The sequence below is a fragment of the Streptomyces sp. DSM 40868 genome (genome assembly GCF_011820545.1).
Classification (GTDB): domain Bacteria; phylum Actinomycetota; class Actinomycetes; order Streptomycetales; family Streptomycetaceae; genus Streptomyces; species Streptomyces eurythermus.
In genome coordinates this window covers 969,217-990,759 of sequence record NZ_CP050504.1, presented here as the reverse complement: position 1 = coordinate 990,759, position 21,543 = coordinate 969,217, and the positions used below count along the sequence as shown (strand labels likewise).

The following is a 21,543-nucleotide window of genomic DNA, read 5'->3' as shown; positions in this document are numbered from 1 at the left end:
GTTAAGGGTGTGGCCTTTCCGGGGCCGTCACTACGGTGTGGAAAAAGGTGAGGAAAACCGGTGTCGGCCGAAAGTGGAGATGCGTGGATGAACGGGCCCGGATCCGACTCAGCTCTGGCACGACGGCTCGCCACGGCCGTACCGTCCCGGCACCGCGCGCTGGTGACCGACCTGGTGCGCACGGCCGTGGCCGAGGCGATCGAGGCGGCCCGGCCGGGCACGGCGGCCCCCCTCGATGTGGCCGCCCCCCTCGCCGCGCAGGGACTCGATTCGCTCGCCGCGGTCGACCTGCACCGGCGGCTGACCGCACGCACCGGCCTGGACCTGCCGGTCGGCCTCGCCTACGACTGCCCGACCGTCCAGGACCTCACGGCCCGGCTGCTCGCCGAGGTCCACGGCACCCCGGACACCCCCGACGAGCCGGCCGGTGACCCGGACCCCGGCGAACCGGTCGCCGTCGTCGGCATGGGCTGCCGCTTCCCCGGCGGCATCGCCTCGCCCGCCGACCTGTGGCGGCTGCTCACCGACGGCGGCGAGGTACTGACCGGCTTCCCCCGGGACCGCGGCTGGGACCTGGACGCCCTCTACCACGAGGACCCCGAGGTACCCGGCAGCACCTACGTGCGCAGCGGCGGATTCCTCGACACCGCCGCCGAGTTCGACGCCGACTTCTTCGGCATCAGCCCGCGCGAGGCGCTCGGCATGGACCCCCAGCAGCGGCTCGTCCTGGAGACCTCCTGGCAGGCCCTGGAGGACGCCGGCATCGACCCCACGGCGCTGCGCGGCACCCCGGCCGGGATGTTCCTCGGCGCCGAGATCCAGGAGTACGGCCCGCGCCTGCACGACGCCCCGGACGGCCTGGACGCCTATCTGCTCGCCGGGAACGCCAACAGCGTCATCTCCGGCCGCGTCGCCTATGTGCTGGGCACCGAGGGCCCCGCGGTCACCGTCGACACCGCCTGCTCCGCCGCCCTGGTCGCCGTGCACCTGGCGTGCCGCTCGCTCAGGCAGGGCGAGTCCTCGCTCGCGCTCGCCGGAGGCGTGGCCGTGATGGGCGGCCCCGGGGTGTTCACCGCCTTCAGCCGGCAGCGGGGCCTCGCCCCCGACGGACGCTGCAAGGCGTTCTCCGCCGCCGCCGACGGCACCGGATTCGCCGAGGGCGTCGGCGTGCTCGTCCTGGAACGGCTGTCCGACGCCCGCCGCAACGGGCACCGGGTGCTCGCCCTGATACGCGGCTCGGCCGTGAACCAGGACGGTGCCTCCAACGGCCTGACCGCGCCCAGCGGCACCGCCCAGCAGCGGCTGATCCGCCGGGCGCTCGCCGACGCCGGCCTGACCGCCGCCGACGTCGACGTGGTCGAGGCCCACGGCACCGGCACCCGGCTCGGCGACCCCATCGAGGCCACCGCGCTGCTCGCCACCTACGGCCAGGACCGCCCCGCCGGCGCGCCCCTGCTGCTCGGCTCCGTGAAATCCAACCTCGGGCACACCCAGGCCGCCGCCGGCGCCGCCGGACTGATCAAGACCGTCCTCGCCATGCGGCACGGGCGGGTACCGGCCACGCTCCACGTCGACGCGCCCACCCCGCACGTCGACTGGTCGTCGGGGGCCGTGGAACTCGTCACCGCCGAGCGCCCCTGGCCCGAGACCGGCCGGGCCCGGCGGGCCGGGGTGTCCTCGTTCGGCGTCAGCGGCACCAACGCGCACGTCATCCTCGAACACCCCGAGCCCGAGCCGGAGCCCGAGGCGACCGCCCCGGACGTCCGCCCGGCCCCGCCCGCCGGGACACCGCTGCCGTTCGTCGTGTCCGCCCGGGGCGAGGCCGCCCTGCGGGCCCGCGCCGCCGACCTGCTGCCCCTCGCGGACGAGGCCCCTCTCCCGGACCTCGCCCACTCGCTGGCCACCACCCGGGCCGCACTGCCCGACCGGGCCGTCCTCGTCGCCGCCGACCGCGCCGAACTGCGCGCCGCCCTGCGCGACCTGGCCGCCGGCACCACCCCGCCCACCGCCCGCGCCGACGGCGAACTCGCCTTCCTGTTCACCGGGCAGGGCAGCCAGCGCCCCGGCATGGGCCGCGAACTCGCCGCCGCCCAGCCGCTGTTCGCGGACGCCCTGGACGACATCTGCGCCCACTTCGATCTCCAGCTCGCCCGGCCGCTGAAGGAGATCCTGTTCGCCGCACCCGGCACCCCCGAGGCCGCACTGCTGCACCGCACCGAGTACGCGCAGCCCGCCCTGTTCGCCCTGGAAGTCGCCCTGTACCGGCTGCTGGAGAGCTGGGGCCTCACGCCCGACCAGCTCGCCGGGCACTCCGTCGGCGAGATCGCCGCCGCCCATGTCGCCGGCGTCCTCACCCTCCAGGACGCCACGATCCTGGTCGCCGCCCGCGGCCGGCTCATGCAGGCCCTGCCCGAAGGCGGCGCCATGCTCGCCGTACGGGCCGCCGAGGACCAGGTGACACCCCTGCTCACCGCGCGCACCGGCATCGCCGCCGTCAACGGGCCCGGCGCCGTCGTCGTCTCCGGGGACGCGGCCGACGTGGAGCTGATCGCCGCCGAACTCGCCGCGCGAGGCCACGACAGCAAGCGGCTGCGGGTCGGCCACGCCTTCCACTCGCCGCTGATGGAACCGATGCTGGCCGAGTTCCGCCGGATCGCACACGTCCTGGACTACGCCGAACCGCGGCTGCCGGTCGTCTCCACCGTCACCGGCGGACCCGTCACCGCCGAACTGCGCGACCCCGAGTACTGGGTGGAGCACGTCCGCGCCAAGGTCCGCTTCCACGACGCCGTCCGCTCCCTCGCCGACGCCGACGCCGGCACCCGCACCTTCCTCGAGGTCGGCCCGGACGCCGTGCTGTCCGCCCTGGGCCCGGACTGCACCGATGCACCCGGCACCGCGTTCCTGCCGGTGCTGCGGCGCGAGCGGCCCGAGCCGCGCGAGGCCCTCACCGCGCTCGCCGCCGCCCACGCCCGGGGCGTCCCCGTCGACTGGCGGCGGCACTTCGCCGGCCTCGGCGGGCGCCGGATCGACCTGCCCGGCTACCCCTTCCAGCGCCGCCGCTTCTGGCTGGAACAGCGCACCGGCACCGACGCCACCGGCCTCGGCCAGCTCCCCGCCGGGCATCCGCTGCTGGCCGCCGTGGTCGCCGTCGGCGCCGAGGGCGTCGTCCTCACCGGCCGCGTCTCCACCCGCGCCCAGCCCTGGCTCGCCGACCACGTCATCGCCGGCCGGATCCTCTTCCCCGGCACCGCCTTCGTCGAACTCGCCCTGCGCGCGGGCGACCACGCCGGCGCCGGCACCCTGGAGGAACTGACCCTCGGCGCCCCCCTGGTGCTGCGTGCCGAGGAGGACGTCGCCGTACAGGTCGCCGTCGGCGAACCCGACGCCACCGGCCGGCGCACCGTCACCGTGCACAGCCGCGCGGACCGGGACGCGCCCTGGACCCAGCACGCCACCGGCGTCCTCACCACCACCGCCCCGCCCGCCCCGGCCGCCCCCGCCGAGTGGCCGCCGCCGGACGCCCGGCCGCTGGACACCACCGGCGTCTACGCGGAACTCGCCGGCCAGGGCTACGACTACGGGCCCGCCTTCCAGGGGCTGCGCGCCGCCTGGCGGCACGGTGACGACGTCTACGCCGAGGTCGCCCTGCCCGAGGACGCCACCGCCGACGCCGGCGCCTTCGGCCTGCACCCGGCGCTGCTCGACGCCGCCCTGCACGCCGCCGACCTCGGCACCCCGCCGCGGCCCGAGGTGCTGGTGCCGTTCGCCTGGACCGGCGTCACCCTGCACGCCACCGGCGCCACCGCCCTGCGCATACGGATCACCCGCCGGGGCGGCGACACCATCGCCGTACACCTCGCCGACCCGACCGGCGCCCCGGTGGCCGCCGTCGAGGCCCTGACCTCCCGGCCCGTACCGGACCAGGACCTCCTGTACACCGTGCGATGGCAGCCGTACCCCCGGCCCACGGCCACCGAACCGCTGCGGACCGCCGTCCTCACGGACGTCACCGAGCCGCTGGGGGACGGGCCCGCCCCGGACGCCGTCGTGCACCGCGTCCCCGGACCGGCGGACGCCGACGCCACCCGGGCCCGCGCCCATGTCCGCGACGTCCTCGGGCTGTTGCGCACCTGGCAGACGGACGAGCGCCTCGCCGGCACCCGGCTGGTCGTCGTCACCCCGCCCGGAAGCCCCGCCCACGCGGCCGTCCGCGGCCTGGTCCGCTCCGCCCAGGCCGAGAACCCCGGCCGCTACGTCCTGATCGAGCACGAGGCGCTGCCCGACGAGGCCGGCCTGCGCCGCGCCCTCGCCACCGGCGAACCCGAACTCTCCCTCGCCGACGGCACGTTCAGCGTGCCCCGGCTGGTCGCGCAGCCGGTCGGCGACGCCCCCGCCGCGGACTGGGGCACCGTGCTCGTCACCGGCGGCACCGGCGGCCTCGGCGCGCTCCTCGCCCGCCACCTGGTGACCGCCCACGGAGTACGCCGCCTGGTCCTCGCCGGCCGCCGCGGCACCGCCCCGGACCTGCGCGCCGAACTGACCGAGCTGGGCGCCGAGGTGACCGTGGCCGCCTGCGACACCGGCGACCGCGAGGCCCTGCGCCGCCTGCTGGAGCGGCACCCGGTGGACTCCGTCGTGCACGCGGCGGGCACCGTCCACGACGGCACCGTGGACACCCTCACCGACGCGATGGTGGACGAGGTCTTCCACGCCAAGGCCCTGGGCGCCTGGCACCTGCACGAACTGACCCGCGACCGCGCACTCTCGCGCTTCGTGCTGTTCTCCTCCCTCGCCGCCGTCCTCGACGGAGCCGGCCAGGGCAACTACGCCGCCGCCAACGCCTACCTGGACGCCCTCGCCGCCCACCGCGCCGCGCTCGGCCTGCCCGCCACCTCCCTCGGCTGGGGCCTGTGGGCCACCGACCAAGGCATGGGCGCCGCCCTGGACCAGGCCGCCCGGGACCGCATCGCCGCCTACGGCGTGCCCGGACTGACCGCCGCCCGCTCCCTGGAACTGTTCGACGCCGCCGTGCGCTCCCGCGCCCCGCACCTGGTGCCCGTGGAGATCGACACCGCCGCCGTCCGCCGCCGCCCCGACGGCGTACCGCCGCTGCTGACCGGCCTCGTCCGCCCGGTCACCCGCCGGGCCACGGCGCGCACCGCCCCCGCACCGGCCACGAGATCGGACGGCTCGCCGCGCTGCCCGCCGCCGACCGCGACCGCGCCCTGCTCGACCTGGTGCGCACCGAGGTCGCGGCCGTCCTGCGGCACGACGGGCCGGCCGCCGTCGACCCCGGCCGGGCCTTCACCGACCTCGGCTTCGACTCGCTCGCCGCCGTCGAACTGCGCAACCGGCTGAACACCGCCACCGGGCTGCGACTGCCCGCCACCCTCGTCTTCGACCACCCCACCTCCCGCGCCCTGGCCGGCCACATCGGCGACCGCCTCTTCGGCACCGGCCCGCAGGAGGACCCCGGCGCCCCCGTCCGCACCGCGACCGACGACGACCCGATCGTCATCGTCGGCATGAGCTGCCGCTACCCCGGCGACGTCCGCTCCCCGGAGGACCTGTGGCGGCTCGTCGCCGACGGCACCGACGCGGTCGGCGGCTTCCCCACGGACCGCGGCTGGGACACCGAGGCGCTCTACGACCCCGAGCCCGGCACCCCCGGCCGCACCTACACCCGCGAGGGCGCCTTCCTGTACGACGCGGCCGAGTTCGACGCCGCCTTCTTCGGCATCGGCCCGCGCGAGGCCACCGCCATGGACCCCCAGCAGCGGCTCCTGCTGGAGGTGTCCTGGGAGGCCCTGGAGCGCGCCGCCATCGACCCGCACCGGCTGCGCGGCTCCCGCACCGGCGTGTTCGCCGGCGTCATGTACCACGACTACGGCACCCGGCTCGCCGAGGTCCCCGAGGACCTCGCCGCCTACCTGGGCAACGGCAGCCTCGGCAGCGTCGTCTCCGGCCGGGTCGCCTACGCCCTCGGCCTGGAGGGCCCGGCCGTCACCGTCGACACCGCCTGCTCCTCCTCGCTGGTCACCCTGCACCTGGCGGCCCAGGCGCTGCGCCAGGGCGAATGCGACCTCGCCCTGGTCGGCGGCGTCACCGTCATGTCGACACCGGACACCTTCGTGGACTTCGCCCGGCAGCGCGGACTGGCCGCCGACGGCCGCTGCAAGTCCTTCGCCGACGGCGCCGACGGCACCGGCTGGGGCGAGGGCGCCGGCGTCCTCGTCGTGGAACGCCTCTCCGACGCCCGCCGCCACGGGCACCGGGTCCTCGCCCTGGTGCGCGGCTCCGCCGTCAACTCCGACGGCGCCTCCAACGGCCTGACCGCCCCCAACGGCCCCTCCCAGCAACGCGTCATCCGGGCCGCGCTCACCGCCGCCGGGCTCACCCCGGCCGACGTGGACGCCGTGGAGGCCCACGGCACGGGGACCACCCTGGGCGACCCGATCGAGGCACAGGCCCTGCTCGCCACCTACGGCCAGGACCGCGAACAGCCGCTGTGGCTGGGCTCCGTCAAGTCGAACATGGGCCACACCCAGGCCGCCGCCGGCGTCGCCGGAGTCATCAAGATGGTCATGGCGATGCGCCACGGCGTCCTGCCCAAGACCCTGCACGTGGACCAGCCCTCGACCCAGGTCGACTGGAGCGCGGGCGCCGTGGAACTGCTCACCGAGCCACGCCCGTGGCCCGCCACCGGCCGGGCCCGCCGCGCGGGCGTCTCCTCCTTCGGGATCAGCGGCACCAACGCCCATGTGATCCTGGAGGAGTCCACCGAGCCCGAACCCGCCGAGCCGGACCCCGCCACCGCCCCGCCGGTGCTCGCCCTCCCGGTCTCCGCCCGCTCACCCGAGGCCCTGCGCGGCCAGGCCTGGCGGCTGCTGGAGCTGACCGGCACCGCCCCCGCCGACCTCGGCCGGGCCCTGGCCACCACCCGCGCCACCCACCCCCACCGCGCCGTCCTCCTCGCCACCGGCGACGACCAGGCCACCACCGCCCTGCGCGCCCTCGCCGACGGCACCGAGGCACCCGGACTGCTCGTCACCGGCTCCGCCACCGACGGCGGCCTGGCCTACCTGTTCTCCGGCCAGGGCGCCCAGCGCCCCGGCATGGGCCGCGACTGGTACGACGCCTTCCCCGTCTACGCCGAGCACTTCGACCGCATCGCCGCGCTCTTCGACAAGCACCTCGAACGGCCCCTCGCCGAGGTCGTCCTCGGCGACGACGCCGGCACCCTGGAACAGACCGCCTACACCCAGGCCGCCCTGTTCACCACCCAAGTCGCCCTCCACCGGCTGCTGGAGTCCTTCGGGCTGCGCCCCGACCGGCTGGCCGGGCACTCCGTCGGCGAGTTCGCCGCCGCGCACGTCGCGGGCGTGTGGTCGCTGCCGGACGCCGTCACCGCCGTCGCCGCCCGCGGCCGGCTCATGCAGGCGCTGCCCGCGGGCGGCGCGATGGCCGCCGTCCAGGCGTCCGAGGAGGAGGTGGCCGCGCTGGTGGACGGCGAGCGGTGCGCGATCGCCGCCGTCAACGGCCCCCGGGCCGTGGTCGTCTCCGGCGACGAGGACGCCGTCGCCGAGGTCGCCGCGCACTTCCCCGGCGCCCGCCGGCTGCGCGTCTCGCACGCCTTCCACTCGCCCCGCATGGCACCCATGCTGGAGGAGTTCCGGGAGGTCATGGCCGGGCTGCGGGCCGCCGAACCGGCCCTGCCGATCGTCTCCACCCTCACCGGCGCCCCCGCCACCGCCGCCGACCTCGGCTCCGCCGAGTACTGGACACGGCACGTGCGGGAGACCGTACGGTTCGCCGACGCGGTCGCCACCCTGGCCGCGCAGGGCACCGGCACCTTCCTCGAACTCGGCGCCGCGCCCGTGCTCACCGCCCTGGGCCCCGACTGCCTGCCGGACGCCGAGGACACCGCCTTCGTCCCCGCCGCCCGCAAGGACACCGCCCCCCTGCCCGGACTGCTCGCCGCCCTGGCCGCCGTCCACACCCGGGGCTTCGACGTCGACTGGGGCGTGCTGTACGAGGGTTACCCGGGCCGCCCGGCCGACCTGCCCACGTACGCCTTCGAGCACCGCCCGTACTGGCTGCCCACGCCCGCCGTCACCGCCGGCGACGCCGCCGGGCACGGGCTCGCCGCCGCCGGGCACCCGCTGGTCAGCGCCCGCCTGGACCTGCCCGGCGACGCAGGGGTGCTGCTCACCGGCCGGATCTCCACCGCCACCCACCCGGTCCTCGCCGACCACGCCGTGCTGGGCACGGTCCTGGTGCCCGGCGCCGCCCTGGTCGACCTCGCCCTGCACGCCGGACGCCTGACCGGCCGTCCCGTCCTGGAGGAGCTCACCCTGCACGCCCCGCTGGCGCTGCCCGGGGACACCGCCGTACGCCTCCAGGTCGCCGCCCGCCCCGACGGCACCGTGGACATCCACTCCCGCGCCGAGCGGGCCCCCGCCGACGAGGGCTGGACCCACCACGCCACCGGCACCCTCACCGGCTCCGGCACCGCCCCCGCACCCACGCCCGCGTCCGGTGCCTGGCCGCCGCCCGGGGCCACCCCGCTCGACGTCGACGGCCTCTACCCGCGCCTGCACACCGAGGGCTACGACTACGGCCCCGTCTTCCAGGGCGTGAGGGCCGCCTGGCGGGACGGGGACACCCTGCTCGCCGACCTCGAACTGCCCGCCCAGGCGGCCCAGGACGCCGCCCGGCACGTCCTGCACCCCGCGCTGCTGGACTCCGCCCTGCACGTCACCTCCCTGCTCGACGGCGAGCCGGCACCCGACGGGCCGGCCGACGGCATCGCCCTGCCCTTCGCCTGGACCTCGGTCACCGCGCACGCCCAGGCGTCCCTCACCGCCCGGGTCCGGATCACCCCCGGCCCCGACGGCACCCGCATCGAGCTGACGGACACCGACGGCCGGCCCCTGGCCACCGTCGCCTCCTACGTCACCCGGCCCTACGCCGCCGACCGGCTCACCCGGCGCCACCGCCACCTCTACGCCGTCACCGCATCCCCCCTGCCCGAGGCCGCCGGACGCCCCGACCGCCGTAGCTGGGCGGTCCTCGGCGACGACGGCCTCGGCCTCGGCGCCCCGGTCCACCCCGGCCTGGACGCACTCGGCGCCACCGTCCCCGACGTGGTGATCCTGCCCGTCACCGCACCCGGCACCGACGACCTGCCCGGCGCCGTGCGCGGCGCGCTCGGCCGCACCCTGGAAGTCCTCCGGGCGTGGACGGGTGACGACCGGTACGCCGGCTCGGTGCTCGTGGTCCTCACCGGCGGCTCGCTCGCCGACGCGGCCGTGCACGGGCTGGTGCGGGCCGCACAGGCCGAGGACCCCGGCCGGATCCTGCTCGTCACCCGGGCCGCGCCGGACGCACCCGTACCCGACCGGGCCGCGCTCGCCGCCCTCCTCGACTCCGGGGAACCCGAGGTCCACTGGCGCGGCGGCACGGCGCACGCGCCCCGGCTGGTCCGCGCCGACGACACCGGCGACACCGAGGGCACCGGCCGGCCGTGGGGCACCGTCCTCGTCACCGGCGGCACCGGCGGCCTCGGCGCCCTGGTCGCCCGCCACCTGGCCGCCCGGCACGGCGTCACCCGCCTGGTGCTGACCAGCCGCCGCGGACCCGGGGCGCCCGGCGCCGCCGCACTGCGCGCCGACCTCGCCGGCCTGGGCGCCGAAGCCGACATCGTCGCCTGCGACGCGGCCGACCGCACCGCGCTCGCCGCCCTGCTCGCCGCGCACCCCGTCGACAGCGTCGTGCACACCGCCGGCGTCCTGGACGACGCCCTGATCGGCTCGCTGACCCCGGCCCGGCTGGACACCGTCCTGCGGCCCAAGGCGGACGCCGCCTGGCACCTGCACGAACTGACCCGGGAGCGGGATCTCGCCCACTTCGTGCTGTTCTCCTCGGCCGCCGGCACCCTCGACGGCTCCGGCCAGGGCAACTACGCCGCCGCCAACGCGTTCCTGGACGCCCTCGCCGCCCACCGCGCCGCCCTCGGCCTGCCCGCCACCTCCCTCGCCTGGGGCCTGTGGTCCGGCGGCGGCATGGGCGCCGCCCTGGACCGGGCCGACGTCCAGCGCATCGAACGCACCGGCATCGGCGCGCTCGACCCGGACGAGGCACTGGAGCTGTTCGACGCCGCCGTGGCCGCGGGCGCCCCCGCCCTGGTCCCGGTACGGCTGGACACCGCCGTCCTGCGCCGCCGCGCCGATGACGTCCCGGCCGTGCTGCGCACCCTGGCCGGCGTCACCGCCCGCCCGGAGCGCGCCGAGCACGCCCGCACCCTTAGCGAACGCCTGGCCGAACTGCCCGCCGCCGACCACGAACACACCGTGCTGGAAGCGGTCCGCACCGAGGTGGCCGCCGTCCTCGGCCACCCCGGGCCCGCCGCCGTCGAACCCCGCCGCGCCTTCACCGAACTGGGCTTCGACTCGCTCGCCGCCGTGGAACTGCGCAACCGCCTGAACACGGCCGGCGGACTGCGCCTGCCCTCCACCCTCATCTTCGACCACCCCACCCCGGCCGCCCTCGCCGCTCACCTCCTCGAGCGGCTGCGGCCCCAGCCGGAGCCGGCCGCGCCCGGCGGCGACGACGAGGTGCGCGCCCTGATCTCCCGCATCCCCGTCGCCCGTCTGCGCGCCGCCGGTCTGCTCGACAGCCTGCTGAAGCTGTCCGAACCCGCCGCGGAACCCGCCCCCGCCGAACCGGTGGGGGACATCAGGACCATGGCCGTGGCCGACCTGGTGCGCGCCGCACTCGACCGCACCGCCCCCCAGTGACCACCCCCGTGCCGGACGACGCGCCGCGTCCGGCACCGGGCCACCCGCACCGGCGCACCCTCACCGCGTCACCAGCGCCGCCGAGCCAGCAGGGAGCGACACCGACCGTGGACACATCCGTCGAGCAGATCGTCGAGGCGCTGCGCGAGTCGTTGCTAGAGAACGAGCGGCTGCGCCGGCACAACGACCAGATCACCGAAGCGGCGCACGAGCCCGTGGCGATCGTCGCCATGAGCTGCCGCTACCCCGGCGGCGTCCAGACCCCCGAGCAGCTGTGGCAGCTGGTCGACACGGGCACGGACGCCGTCGGAGACTTCCCCGACGACCGGGGCTGGGACACCGAGGCGATCTACGACCCCGACCCGGACGCCCCCGGCCGCACCCACGTCCGCGAAGGCGGGTTCCTGTACGACGCGGCCCGGTTCGACCCCGGCTTCTTCGGCATCAGCCCCCGCGAGGCCCTCGCCATGGACCCGCAGCAGCGGCTGCTGCTGGAGACCGCCTGGGAGGCATTCGAACGCGCCGGCATCGACCCGCACACCCTCAAGGGCAGCCGCACCGGCATCTACGCGGGCGTCATGTACCACGACTACGGCAGCTGGCTCACCGAGGTCCCGGAGGGCGTCGAGGGCTACCTCGGCAACGGCAACCTCGGCAGCGTCGCCTCCGGCCGCGTCTCCTACCTCCTCGGCCTGGAAGGGCCCGCCGTCACCGTCGACACCGCCTGCTCCTCCTCCCTGGTCGCCCTCCACCTCGCCGTACAGGCCCTGCGCACCGGCGAGTGCACCCTCGCCCTGGCCGGCGGCGTCACCGTGATGTCCACCCCGGACACCTTCATCGACTTCTCCCGCCAGCGCGGCCTCGCCCTCGACGGCCGCTGCAAGTCCTTCGCCGACGGCGCCGACGGCACCGGCTGGGGCGAGGGCGCCGGACTGCTCCTGCTGGAACGGCTCTCCGACGCCCGCCGCAACGGCCACCGCGTCCTGGCCGTCGTGCGCGGCTCCGCCGTCAACCAGGACGGCGCCTCCAACGGCCTCACCGCCCCCAACGGCCCCTCCCAGCAGCGTGTCATCCGCGCGGCTCTCGCCAACGCCCGCCTGGAACCCCGCCAGGTGCACGCCGTCGAGGCGCACGGCACCGGCACCCCGCTCGGCGACCCCATCGAGGCCCAGGCCCTGCTCGCCACCTACGGCCAGGACCGCGCCGAGCCGCTCTGGCTGGGCTCCGTCAAGTCCAACATCGGGCACACCCAGGCCGCCGCCGGGGTCGCCGGCGTCATCAAGATGGTGATGGCCATGCGGCACGGCCGGCTCCCCAGGACCCTGCACGCCGACCGGCCCACCACCCAGGTCGACTGGGAGGCGGGCGCCGTCGAACTGCTCCGCGAGGCCCGGGACTGGCCCGCCGACGGCGAGCCCCGCCGCGCCGCCGTCTCCTCCTTCGGCATCAGCGGCACCAACGCCCACGTCATCGTCGAGGCCGCCCCCGAGACCGAGCCCCGCGCCGCGGACCCCGCCTGGACCGGCCCGCTCCCGCTGGTGCTCTCCGGCAACGGCCCCCATGGCCTGGCCGCCCAGGCCCGCCGCCTCCTCGACCACCTCGCCACCGCCACCGACCCCGTCCCCGACATCGCGCACACCCTCGCCACCGGGCGCGCCGCGCTGGACGAACGGGCCGTCGTCACCGCCGCCGGCCCCTCCGCCCTCGCCGCCGGGCTGACCGCCCTCGCCGAGGGCGACGACACCGCGCCGAACGTGGTGCGCGGCCGGCCCGCGGCGGAGTCCCGCATCGCCTTCGTCTTCCCCGGCCAGGGCTCCCAGTGGGCCGGCATGGCCGCCGACCTCCTCGACGCCTCACCGGTGTTCGCCGCGCGCATGGCCGACTGCGCCACGGCCCTCGCCCCCGTCACCGACTGGGACCTCATCGAGACCGTACGGTCCCGGCAGCCCCTCGACCGCGTGGACGTCGTCCAGCCCGTGCTGTGGGCGATCATGGTGTCCCTGGCCGAGGTGTGGCGCGCCCACGGGGTCCGGCCCGCCGCCGTCGTCGGCCACTCCCAGGGCGAGATCGCCGCCGCCTGTGTGGCCGGCGCGCTCTCCCTCGCCGACGGCGCCCGCGTCGTGGCCCTGCGCAGCCAGGCCATCGCCCGGGAACTCTCCGGCCGCGGCGGCATGATGTCGGTGGCCCTGCCCGAGCCCCGGGTGCGCGACCTCCTCGCCCCCTACGACGGCCGGGTCTCGGTGGCCGCCGTCAACGGCGCCTCCTCCGTGGTGCTGTCCGGCGACGCCGACGCCCTGGACGCACTCCGCGAGACCATCGTGGCCGACGGCCACCGCGCCAAACGGCTCCCCGTGGACTACGCCTCCCACTCCGCGCACGTCGAATCGATCCGACAGCGGCTGCTCAGCGACCTCGCGGACATCCGGCCCCGGCCCGCCGAGGTGCCGTTCTACTCCACCGTCACCGGCGCCCGCCTCGACACCACCGGCCTGGACGCCGGCTACTGGTACACCAACCTGCGGCAGACCGTGCTGTTCGAGCCCGCCACCCGGACCCTGCTCGACGCCGGGTACGGGGTCTTCGTCGAGTGCAGCCCGCACCCCGTGCTGCTGCACAGCGTCGAGGAGACCGCCGACACCGCCGACGCCCGCATCACCGCCCTCGGCTCCCTGCACCGCGACGACGGCGGCGCCGAGCGCCTGCTGACCGCCCTCGGCGAGGCCTTCGTCGCCGGAATCCCGGTGGACTGGACGCCCGTCTTCGACGGCCTGCCGGTCCGCCCCGCCGACCTGCCGACCTACGCCTTCCAGCGCGAGCGGTACTGGCTCGGCCGGTCCGCCGGCGGCGGCGACGTCACCGCGGCCGGACTCCAGGCCACCGGCCACCCCCTGCTGGGCGCCGCCGTACCGGTCGCCGGGGGCGGCACCGTGTTCACCGGCCGGCTCGCCACCGCGACCACGCCCTGGCTGGCCGACCACGCCGTCTCCGGCACCCCCCTGCTGCCCGGTACCGCCCTGGCCGAACTCGCCCTCGGCGCGGGCCACCGGCTCGGCTGCGCACACCTGGCCGAACTCACCCTCCAGGCACCGCTGACCCTGCCCGAGCGGGGCGCCGTCCAGCTCCAGCTGCACGTGGCCGCCGCCGACGACACCGGGCACCGCGCGCTGACCGTCCACTCCCGCCCCGAGGGTGCCGACGACGACGCCTGGACCCGGCACGCCACCGGCCTGCTCGCCCCCCAGACCGGTGTGCCCGCCTTCGACCTCACGGCCTGGCCGCCCCCGGGCGCCGAGCCCGTACCGGCCGAGGACGCCTACGACCGTCTGGCCGCCCTCGGCTACGACTACGGGCCCGCCTTCCAGGGGCTGCGCGCCCTGTGGCGGCGCGGCGACGAGACCTTCGCCGAGGTCGAACTCCCCGTGGAAGCCGACGCGTTCGCCCTGCACCCGGCCCTGTTCGACGCCGCGCTGCACGCCGGCGGCCTCACCGCCGGCGGCCAGGACACCGCCCTGCTGCCGTTCTCCTGGACCGGCGTCTCGCTGTACGCGGCCGGCGCCACCGCCCTGCGGGTCCGGCTGCACGGCGACGAAACGCTGTCCGTGCGGCTGGCCGACCCCACGGGCGCCCCGGTCGCCGAGGTCGAGGCCCTGGTCTCCCGGCCCGTAGACCCGGCCGCGCTCACCTCCGCCGCCCGCCCCGACGCCCTGTACCGGCTGGACTGGCCGGCCCTGCCCGCCCCCGAGGCACCCGCGCCCGAGTACGCCGTCCTGGACGAACGGGGCCCGGCCGCGCTGGAGACCGTGCCCGCCTGGGCGGTGCTGCCCGCCGGCGGCGACGGCCCGGGCACCGGCACGCACCGGGCGGCCGAGCGCGTGCTGAGGGCCGTACAGGACTGGCTGGCCGACGAACGCACCGCCTCCGCCCGGCTGCTGGTCCTCACCCGGGGCGCCGTGGCGGCGGGGGAGGAGGACGTCACCGACCTGGCGGGCGCCGCCGTGTGGGGGCTGGTCCGGGCGGCCCAGGGGGAGCATCCGGGGCGGTTCGTCCTCGTGGACGGCGAGGACACGGACACCGCGGTGGCCGTGGCCGCGGCCACCGGAGAACCCCAGCTCGTCCTGCGCGACGGCACCGTGCGGGTGCCCCGGCTCGCCCGCGCCACCCCGAGCGGACCGGCACCGGCCCTCGACCCGGAGGGCACCGTGCTGATCACCGGCGGCACCGGTGTGCTCGGCGCGCTGGTCGCCCGGCACCTGGTCGCCGAGCACGGCGTCCGCCACGTGGTGCTGGCCGGCCGCAGCGGCACCGCCGCCGACGACTTCGCCGGCCTGGACGCGGAGATCACCGTGGCCCGCTGCGACGCCGCCGACCGGGAGCAACTGGCCCGGCTCCTCGACGGGATACCGCCGCACCGCCCGCTGACCGCCGTCGTCCACCTCGCCGGCGTCCTGGACGACGGCCTGGTGACCGACCAGACCGGCGAGCGCCTGACCGCCGTACTGCGGCCCAAGGCCGACGCCGCCTGGCACCTGCACGAGCTGACCCGCGACCTCGGCCTCGCCGCGTTCGTGCTGTTCTCCTCCGCCGCCGGCACCCTCGACGGCGCCGGCCAGTCCGGCTACGCCGCCGCCAACGCCTTCCTCGACGCCCTCGCCGCCCACCGCCGCCACCACGGACTGCCCGCGCACTCCCTGGCCTGGGGTTTCTGGGCGCAGCGCACCGGCCTGACCGCCCACCTCACCGACGCCGACGTGGCCCGCATGGCCCGCGCCGGGGTCCGCCCGCTGACCACCGAGGAGGGACTGCGCCTGCTCGACGCCGCCCTGGGCGCCGCCGAGCCGCTGCTGCTCCCGGTCGGCCTGGACCTGGCCGTCCTGCGCCGCGCCACGGAGGTTCCGGCCGTGCTGCGCGGCCTGGTGCCCGCCCGCGCCCGCCGTACCGCCGCCACCCACGCGGACTCCGCCCCGCTCGCCGGCCGGCTCGCCGCCCTCGGCCCCGCCGAACGCGACGCGGCCCTCATGGAGCTGGTCCGCACCCATGTCGCCGCCGTGCTCGGCCACGGCAGCGACATGACGCTGGATCCGCGCCGCTCCTTCCGCGAGTCCGGCTTCGACTCGCTGACCGCGGTGGAACTGCGCAACCGCCTGGGCGCCGCGGTCGGCCTGCGCCTGCCCGCCACCCTGGTCTTCGACTACCCGGACGCGGGCGCGCTCGTCGCCCACCTCAGGACGGAACTGTTCGGAGAGCGGGCCGAGGCCGCCGCCGACGTCACCGTACGGGAGGCGGACGAGCCGGTCGCCATCGTCGCCATGGCCTGCCGCTACCCCGGCGGCGTCGCCACCCCCGAGGAGCTGTGGCGGCTGCTGGCCGACGGCGGCGACGGCATCGGCGCCTTCCCCGCCGACCGCGGCTGGGACCTGGACGGCCTGTACGACCCGGAGCCCGGCAAGGCCGGCCACTCCTCCACCCGGTTCGGCGGATTCCTGTACGACGCCGCCGACTTCGACCCCGACTTCTTCGGCATCGGCCCGCGCGAGGCCCTGGCGATGGACCCGCAGCAGCGGCTGCTGCTGGAGACGTCCTGGGAGGCGCTGGAACGGGCCGGCATCGACCCGCACTCCGTGCGCGGCAGCCGCACCGGCGTCTTCGCGGGCGTCATGTACCACGACTACGGCAGCCGGCTGCGCCGCGTCCCCGAGGCCGTGCGCGACCACCTCGGCAACGGCAGCCTGGGCAGCGTGGCCTCCGGCCGGGTCGCCTACGCCCTCGGCCTGGAGGGCCCGACGCTCACCGTCGACACGGCGTGCTCGTCGTCCCTGGTGGCGCTGCACCTGGCCGCGCAGGCGCTGCGGCAGGGGGAGTGCGCGCTGGCGCTGGCCGGCGGGGTGTCCGTGATGTCGACCGTCGACACGTTCGTGGACTTCAGCAGGCAGCGCAACCTGGCCGCCGACGGTCACGCCAAGTCCTTCGCCGACGCGGCGGACGGCACCGCCCTGTCCGAGGGCGCCGGCATGCTGGTCCTGGAACGGCTGTCGGACGCCCGGCGCAACGGGCATCCGGTACTGGCCGTCCTGCGCGGTTCGGCCGTGAACCAGGACGGTGCCTCCAACGGGCTGACCGCGCCGAACGGTCCGTCGCAGCAGCGGGTGATCCGGCAGGCGCTGGCCTCGGCCCGGCTGACCACCGCCGACGTGGACGTGGTGGAGGCGCACGGCACGGGGACGACGCTGGGCGATCCGATCGAGGCGCAGGCGCTGCTGGCCACCTACGGCCAGGACCGTGAACAGCCGTTGTGGCTGGGTTCGGTGAAGTCGAACATCGGGCACACGCAGGCCGCCGCGGGTGTCGCCGGTGTCATCAAGATGGTGATGGCGATGCGGCACGGCGTCCTGCCCAGGACGCTGCACGTGGACGAGCCGTCCACGAAGGTCGACTGGGAGGCGGGGAACGTACGGCTGCTGACGGAGGAACGGGACTGGCCGGCCACCGACCGGCCGCGCCGGGCCGGGGTGTCCTCCTTCGGCATCAGCGGCACCAACGTCCACGCGATCCTCGAGGAGGCACCCGCCGAGGAGCCCGCACCGGCCCCGGCCACGGCCCCGCTGCTGCCGCTCGTCGTCTCCGGCGCCACCCCCGAGGCACTGGCCGCCCAGGCCGCCCGGCTGCGCGCGGTCGCCGGCCGGCCGCTGCCCGACCTCGCCCGCTCCCTCGCCGCGGAGCGCGCCGCCCTCACCCACCGGGCCGCCGTCGTCGCCCGCGACGAGGACGAACTCCTCGCCGCGCTCACCGCGCTGGCCGACGGCACCGCCTCCGACGCCGTGGTCCGCGGCCGGCCCGCCGGCGGCAGGACGGCCGTCCTCTTCACCGGCCAGGGCGCCCAGCGCCCCGGCATGGGCCGCGGCCTGTACGCCGCCCACCCCGCCTTCCGGGACGCGCTCGACGAGGTCTGCCAGGCGCTCGACACCCACCTCGACCGCCCGCTGCGGGACGTGATGTGGGCCGAACCCGGCACCGAGGACGCCGGCCTGCTCGACCACACGCTCTACACCCAGAGCGCCCTGTTCGCCGTGGAGACCGCGCTGTACCGGCTGCTGGAGTCCCACGGCGTCCGCCCGGACCTGCTGGCCGGCCACTCCATCGGCGAACTGACGGCCGCGCACGCCGCCGGGGTCTGGGACCTGGCGGACGCCGCCCGGCTGGTCGCCGCGCGCGGCCGGCTCATGCAGGCGCTGCCCGCCGGAGGCGCGATGCTCGCCCTCGACGCCACCGAGGACGAGGTGCTGCCCCATCTCGGCCCCGAGGTGTCCGTCGCCGCCGTCAACGGTCCCCGCGCCGTCGTCGTCTCCGGCACCGAGGCCGCCGTCGCCGCGGTCGCCGCCGCCTTCCCCGGCCGCCGTACCAAGCGGCTGCGGGTCAGCCACGCCTTCCACTCCCCGCTGATGGACCCGATGCTCGCGGAGTTCGAGAAGACGGCCCGGGAACTGCGCTACGCGCCGCCCGCCATCCCCCTCGTCTCCAACCTGACCGGAGCCCGCGCGGGCGAGGACGAGGTGTGCGACCCCGGCTACTGGGTGCGGCACGTCCGCGAGACGGTCCGCTTCGGCGACGCCGTCCGCGCGCTGGCGGCCGACGGGGTGCGCACCTTCCTCGAACTCGGCCCGGACGCCGTGCTGTCGGCGCTGGGCGCGCCCGCCCTCGCCGACACCGAAGGGGCGGCGTTCGTCCCGGCGCTGCGCCGCGACCGGGACGAGGAGCGGACCTACGCGGCCCTGCTCGGCACCGCCCACGTCCGCGGGGTCCCCGTCGACTGGCCGGGTGTGTTCGCCGGCACCGGCGCCCGCCGCACCGACCTGCCCACCTACGCCTTCCAGCGGCGGCGGCTGTGGCTGGACGACGAGCCCGGCGCGGTCACCGACGCGGGCGGCCTCGGCCAGGCCCCGGCCGGGCACCCGATGCTCGGCGCGGCCCTGGACCTGGCCGACGACGACCGGGTCACGCTGACCGGCCGCCTCTCCCTGGCCACCCACCCCTGGCTCGGCGACCACGCCGTGGCGGGCGTGGTCCTCGTCCCGGGCAGCGCCTTCGTCGAACTGGCCGTCCAGGCCGGCGACCGCACCGGCTGCCCGCACCTGGCCGAACTCACCCTGGAACGCCCGCTGGTCCTGCCCGGGCAGGGTGCCGTCCACCTCCAGGTGTCCGCGGCGGCCCCCGACGCCGACGGGCGCCGGCGGCTCACCGTGCACGCCCGCCCGGAAGGCACCGACGACGCGTGGACCCGGCACGCCACCGGCGTCCTCGCCCCGCGCACCGCGCCGGAGCCGGCCGCCGTGACCGACTGGCCGCCCGCGGGCGCCGTACCCGTGGACGTCACCGGCACCTACGACCACCTGGCCGCGCAGGGCTACGCCTACGGCCCGCTGTTCCGCTGCCTGCGCGGCGCCTGGCGGCTCGGCGAGGAGGTCTGGGCCGAACTCGCCCTGCCCGACCCCGCCGCGGCCGACGGCTTCGCCCTGCACCCGGCGCTGCTCGACTCCACCCTGCACGCCATCGACCTGCTCGACGGCCAGGACCCGACCGTGCTCACCCTGCCCTTCTCCTGGGAGGGCGTCACCGTGTACGCGACCGGCGCCACGGCGGTCCGGCTGCGGCTGACCCCGCACGGCACCGACCACATGACCCTCGGCCTGTACGACGGCACGGGCGCGCCGGTGGCCGAGGTGGCCTCCCTGCGCATCCGTGAGGTGACCGCCGGCCGGCTGCACGCGGCCGCGCCCGAGCCCGGCGACCTGTTCCGCGTGCGGTGGACCGAACTGCCGGTCGCAGCCGGTGACTTCGGCTCCGCACCGCTCACCCTCACCGTGGACCCGGACCCCGGCGCCGAACCGCCCGCCGCGGCCCGCGAGAGCGCCGTACGCGCCCTCGCCGCGTTGCGCCGGCACCTCGCCGGGGAACCGGGGGACGCGCCGCTGGTGGTGCTGACCCGGTCGGCCGTCGCCGTCCACGCCGACGACACGCCCGATCCGGCGCAGGCCGTGATCTGGGGCCTGGTGCGGTCGGCGGCGGTCGAGCACCCCGGCCGGTTCGTGCTGGCCGACACCGACGGCGACCCCGCCTCGGCCGCCGTCCTCGCGGCCGCCGTGGCCACCGGCGCGCCCGAACTCGCCCTGCGCGCCGGCACGGTGTACGCGCCGGAGCTGACCCGCGTCACGGACCCGGACCCGGAGCCGGGGGAAACCGCTGGCGCGTCCGCCTCGGCCCCGGCGGGACCCGCCCGGGAATCCGCTCTGGACCCGGAGGGAACCGTCCTGGTCACCGGCGGTACCGGCAGCCTCGGGCGGCTGCTGGCCCGGCACCTGGTCACCCGGCACGGGGTACGGCGGCTGCTGCTGGCCGGCCGCGGCGGGCGGCTGCCCGAGCCCGGCCTCCTGGACGACCTGGCCGCCCTGGGCGCGACCGTGACCGTGGCCGCCTGCGACGTGACCGACCGGGACGCGCTCGCCGGTCTGCTGGCGTCCGTGCCGGACGCGCACCCGCTGACCGCCGTGGTGCACGCCGCGGGCGTCCTCGACGACGGCCTGGTCACCGACCTCACCCCCGAGCGGCTCCAGGAGGTCATGCGGCCCAAGGCGGACGCCGCCTGGCACCTGCACGAGCTGACCCGCGATCTCGGCCTCGCCGCGTTCGTGCTGTTCTCCTCCGCCGCCGGCACCCTGGGCGCGGCGGGCCAGGCCAACTACGCCGCCGCGAACGCCTTCCTGGACGCCCTGGCCGCGCGGCGGCGGAGCGAGGGGCTGCCCGCCCTCTCGCTGGGCTGGGGGCTGTGGGACACGGGGGAGGGCATGGCGGCCGGGCTCGGCGAGACCGAGCTGCGCCGCCTGGCCCGCGACGGCATCCTCCCGCTGCCCGCCGACCGGGCCCTGGCCCTGTTCGACCGCGCGCTGACCACCGGGGGCACGCCGACGGCAGGGGACACGCCCACCACCGAGGGAGTCCAGGCCGCCGCGGGAGTCCTGGCCGCCGACCGGGCCCTGCTGCTGCCGGTCCGTGTGCAGGTCACCGAGGACGCCCCCGCGCTGGTACGGGGTCTCGCCCCCACGGCCGTACGGCGCACCGCCCGGCCGGCGGCCGTCCCCGTGGCCGCCACCGTCGAGGCGCTGCCGGACCGGCTGGCCCGCCTCGGCGCCGCCGACGCCCTGAACCTGCTGGTGGAGACGGTCCGCGGCCATGTCGCCGACGTCCTCGGGCACGGCTCCGCCGGCGCCGTCGACCCCCAGCGCCCCCTGGGCGACCTGGGCGTGGACTCGCTGGCCGCGCTGGAACTGCGCAACCGGCTCGGCGCGGACACCGGCCTGCGGCTGTCCACCACCCTCACCTTCGACTACCCGACCTCCGACGCCCTCGCCCGGCACCTGCTCGCGGAACTGGGCGTCGACGGCGCCGCCGCCCCGGTCGACATCGAGGCCGAAGTGGTGCGCCTGGAGGAGCTGTCGGGGAGCGCGCTGGACTCGCCCGCGCTGGACGAGGAGCAGCGCGCCCGGGTGGCCGCCCGGCTGCGCACCCTCACCGCCCGCTGGGACGGCACCGGGGAGTGGCGGGACAACGGCACCGGGCAGGGCGCCGGGACGGGGCTGGAGACGGCCACGGCCGACGAGCTGTTCGGCATCCTGGACGACGAACTGGGCAGCTTCAGCTGACCGCGGACGGGCAGGCGGCACGCGGCCCCACCGATGACCTTCCGGTGGGG

General features: G+C 77.2%; 1 protein-coding gene and 1 pseudogene. Both read left to right on the top strand.

Annotation, left to right across the window (positions count from 1 at the left end; genetic code table 11):
- Positions 1–87: 87 nt before the first annotated feature.
- Positions 88–10,802, top strand: a pseudogene (locus tag HB370_RS04335) (type I polyketide synthase).
- 107 nt (positions 10,803–10,909) lie between these two features.
- Entirely contained in the window at positions 10,910–21,493 is a 10,584-nt protein-coding gene (locus HB370_RS04330; RefSeq protein WP_167512941.1) for a type I polyketide synthase, read from the top strand.
- Positions 21,494–21,543 lie beyond the last annotated feature (50 nt).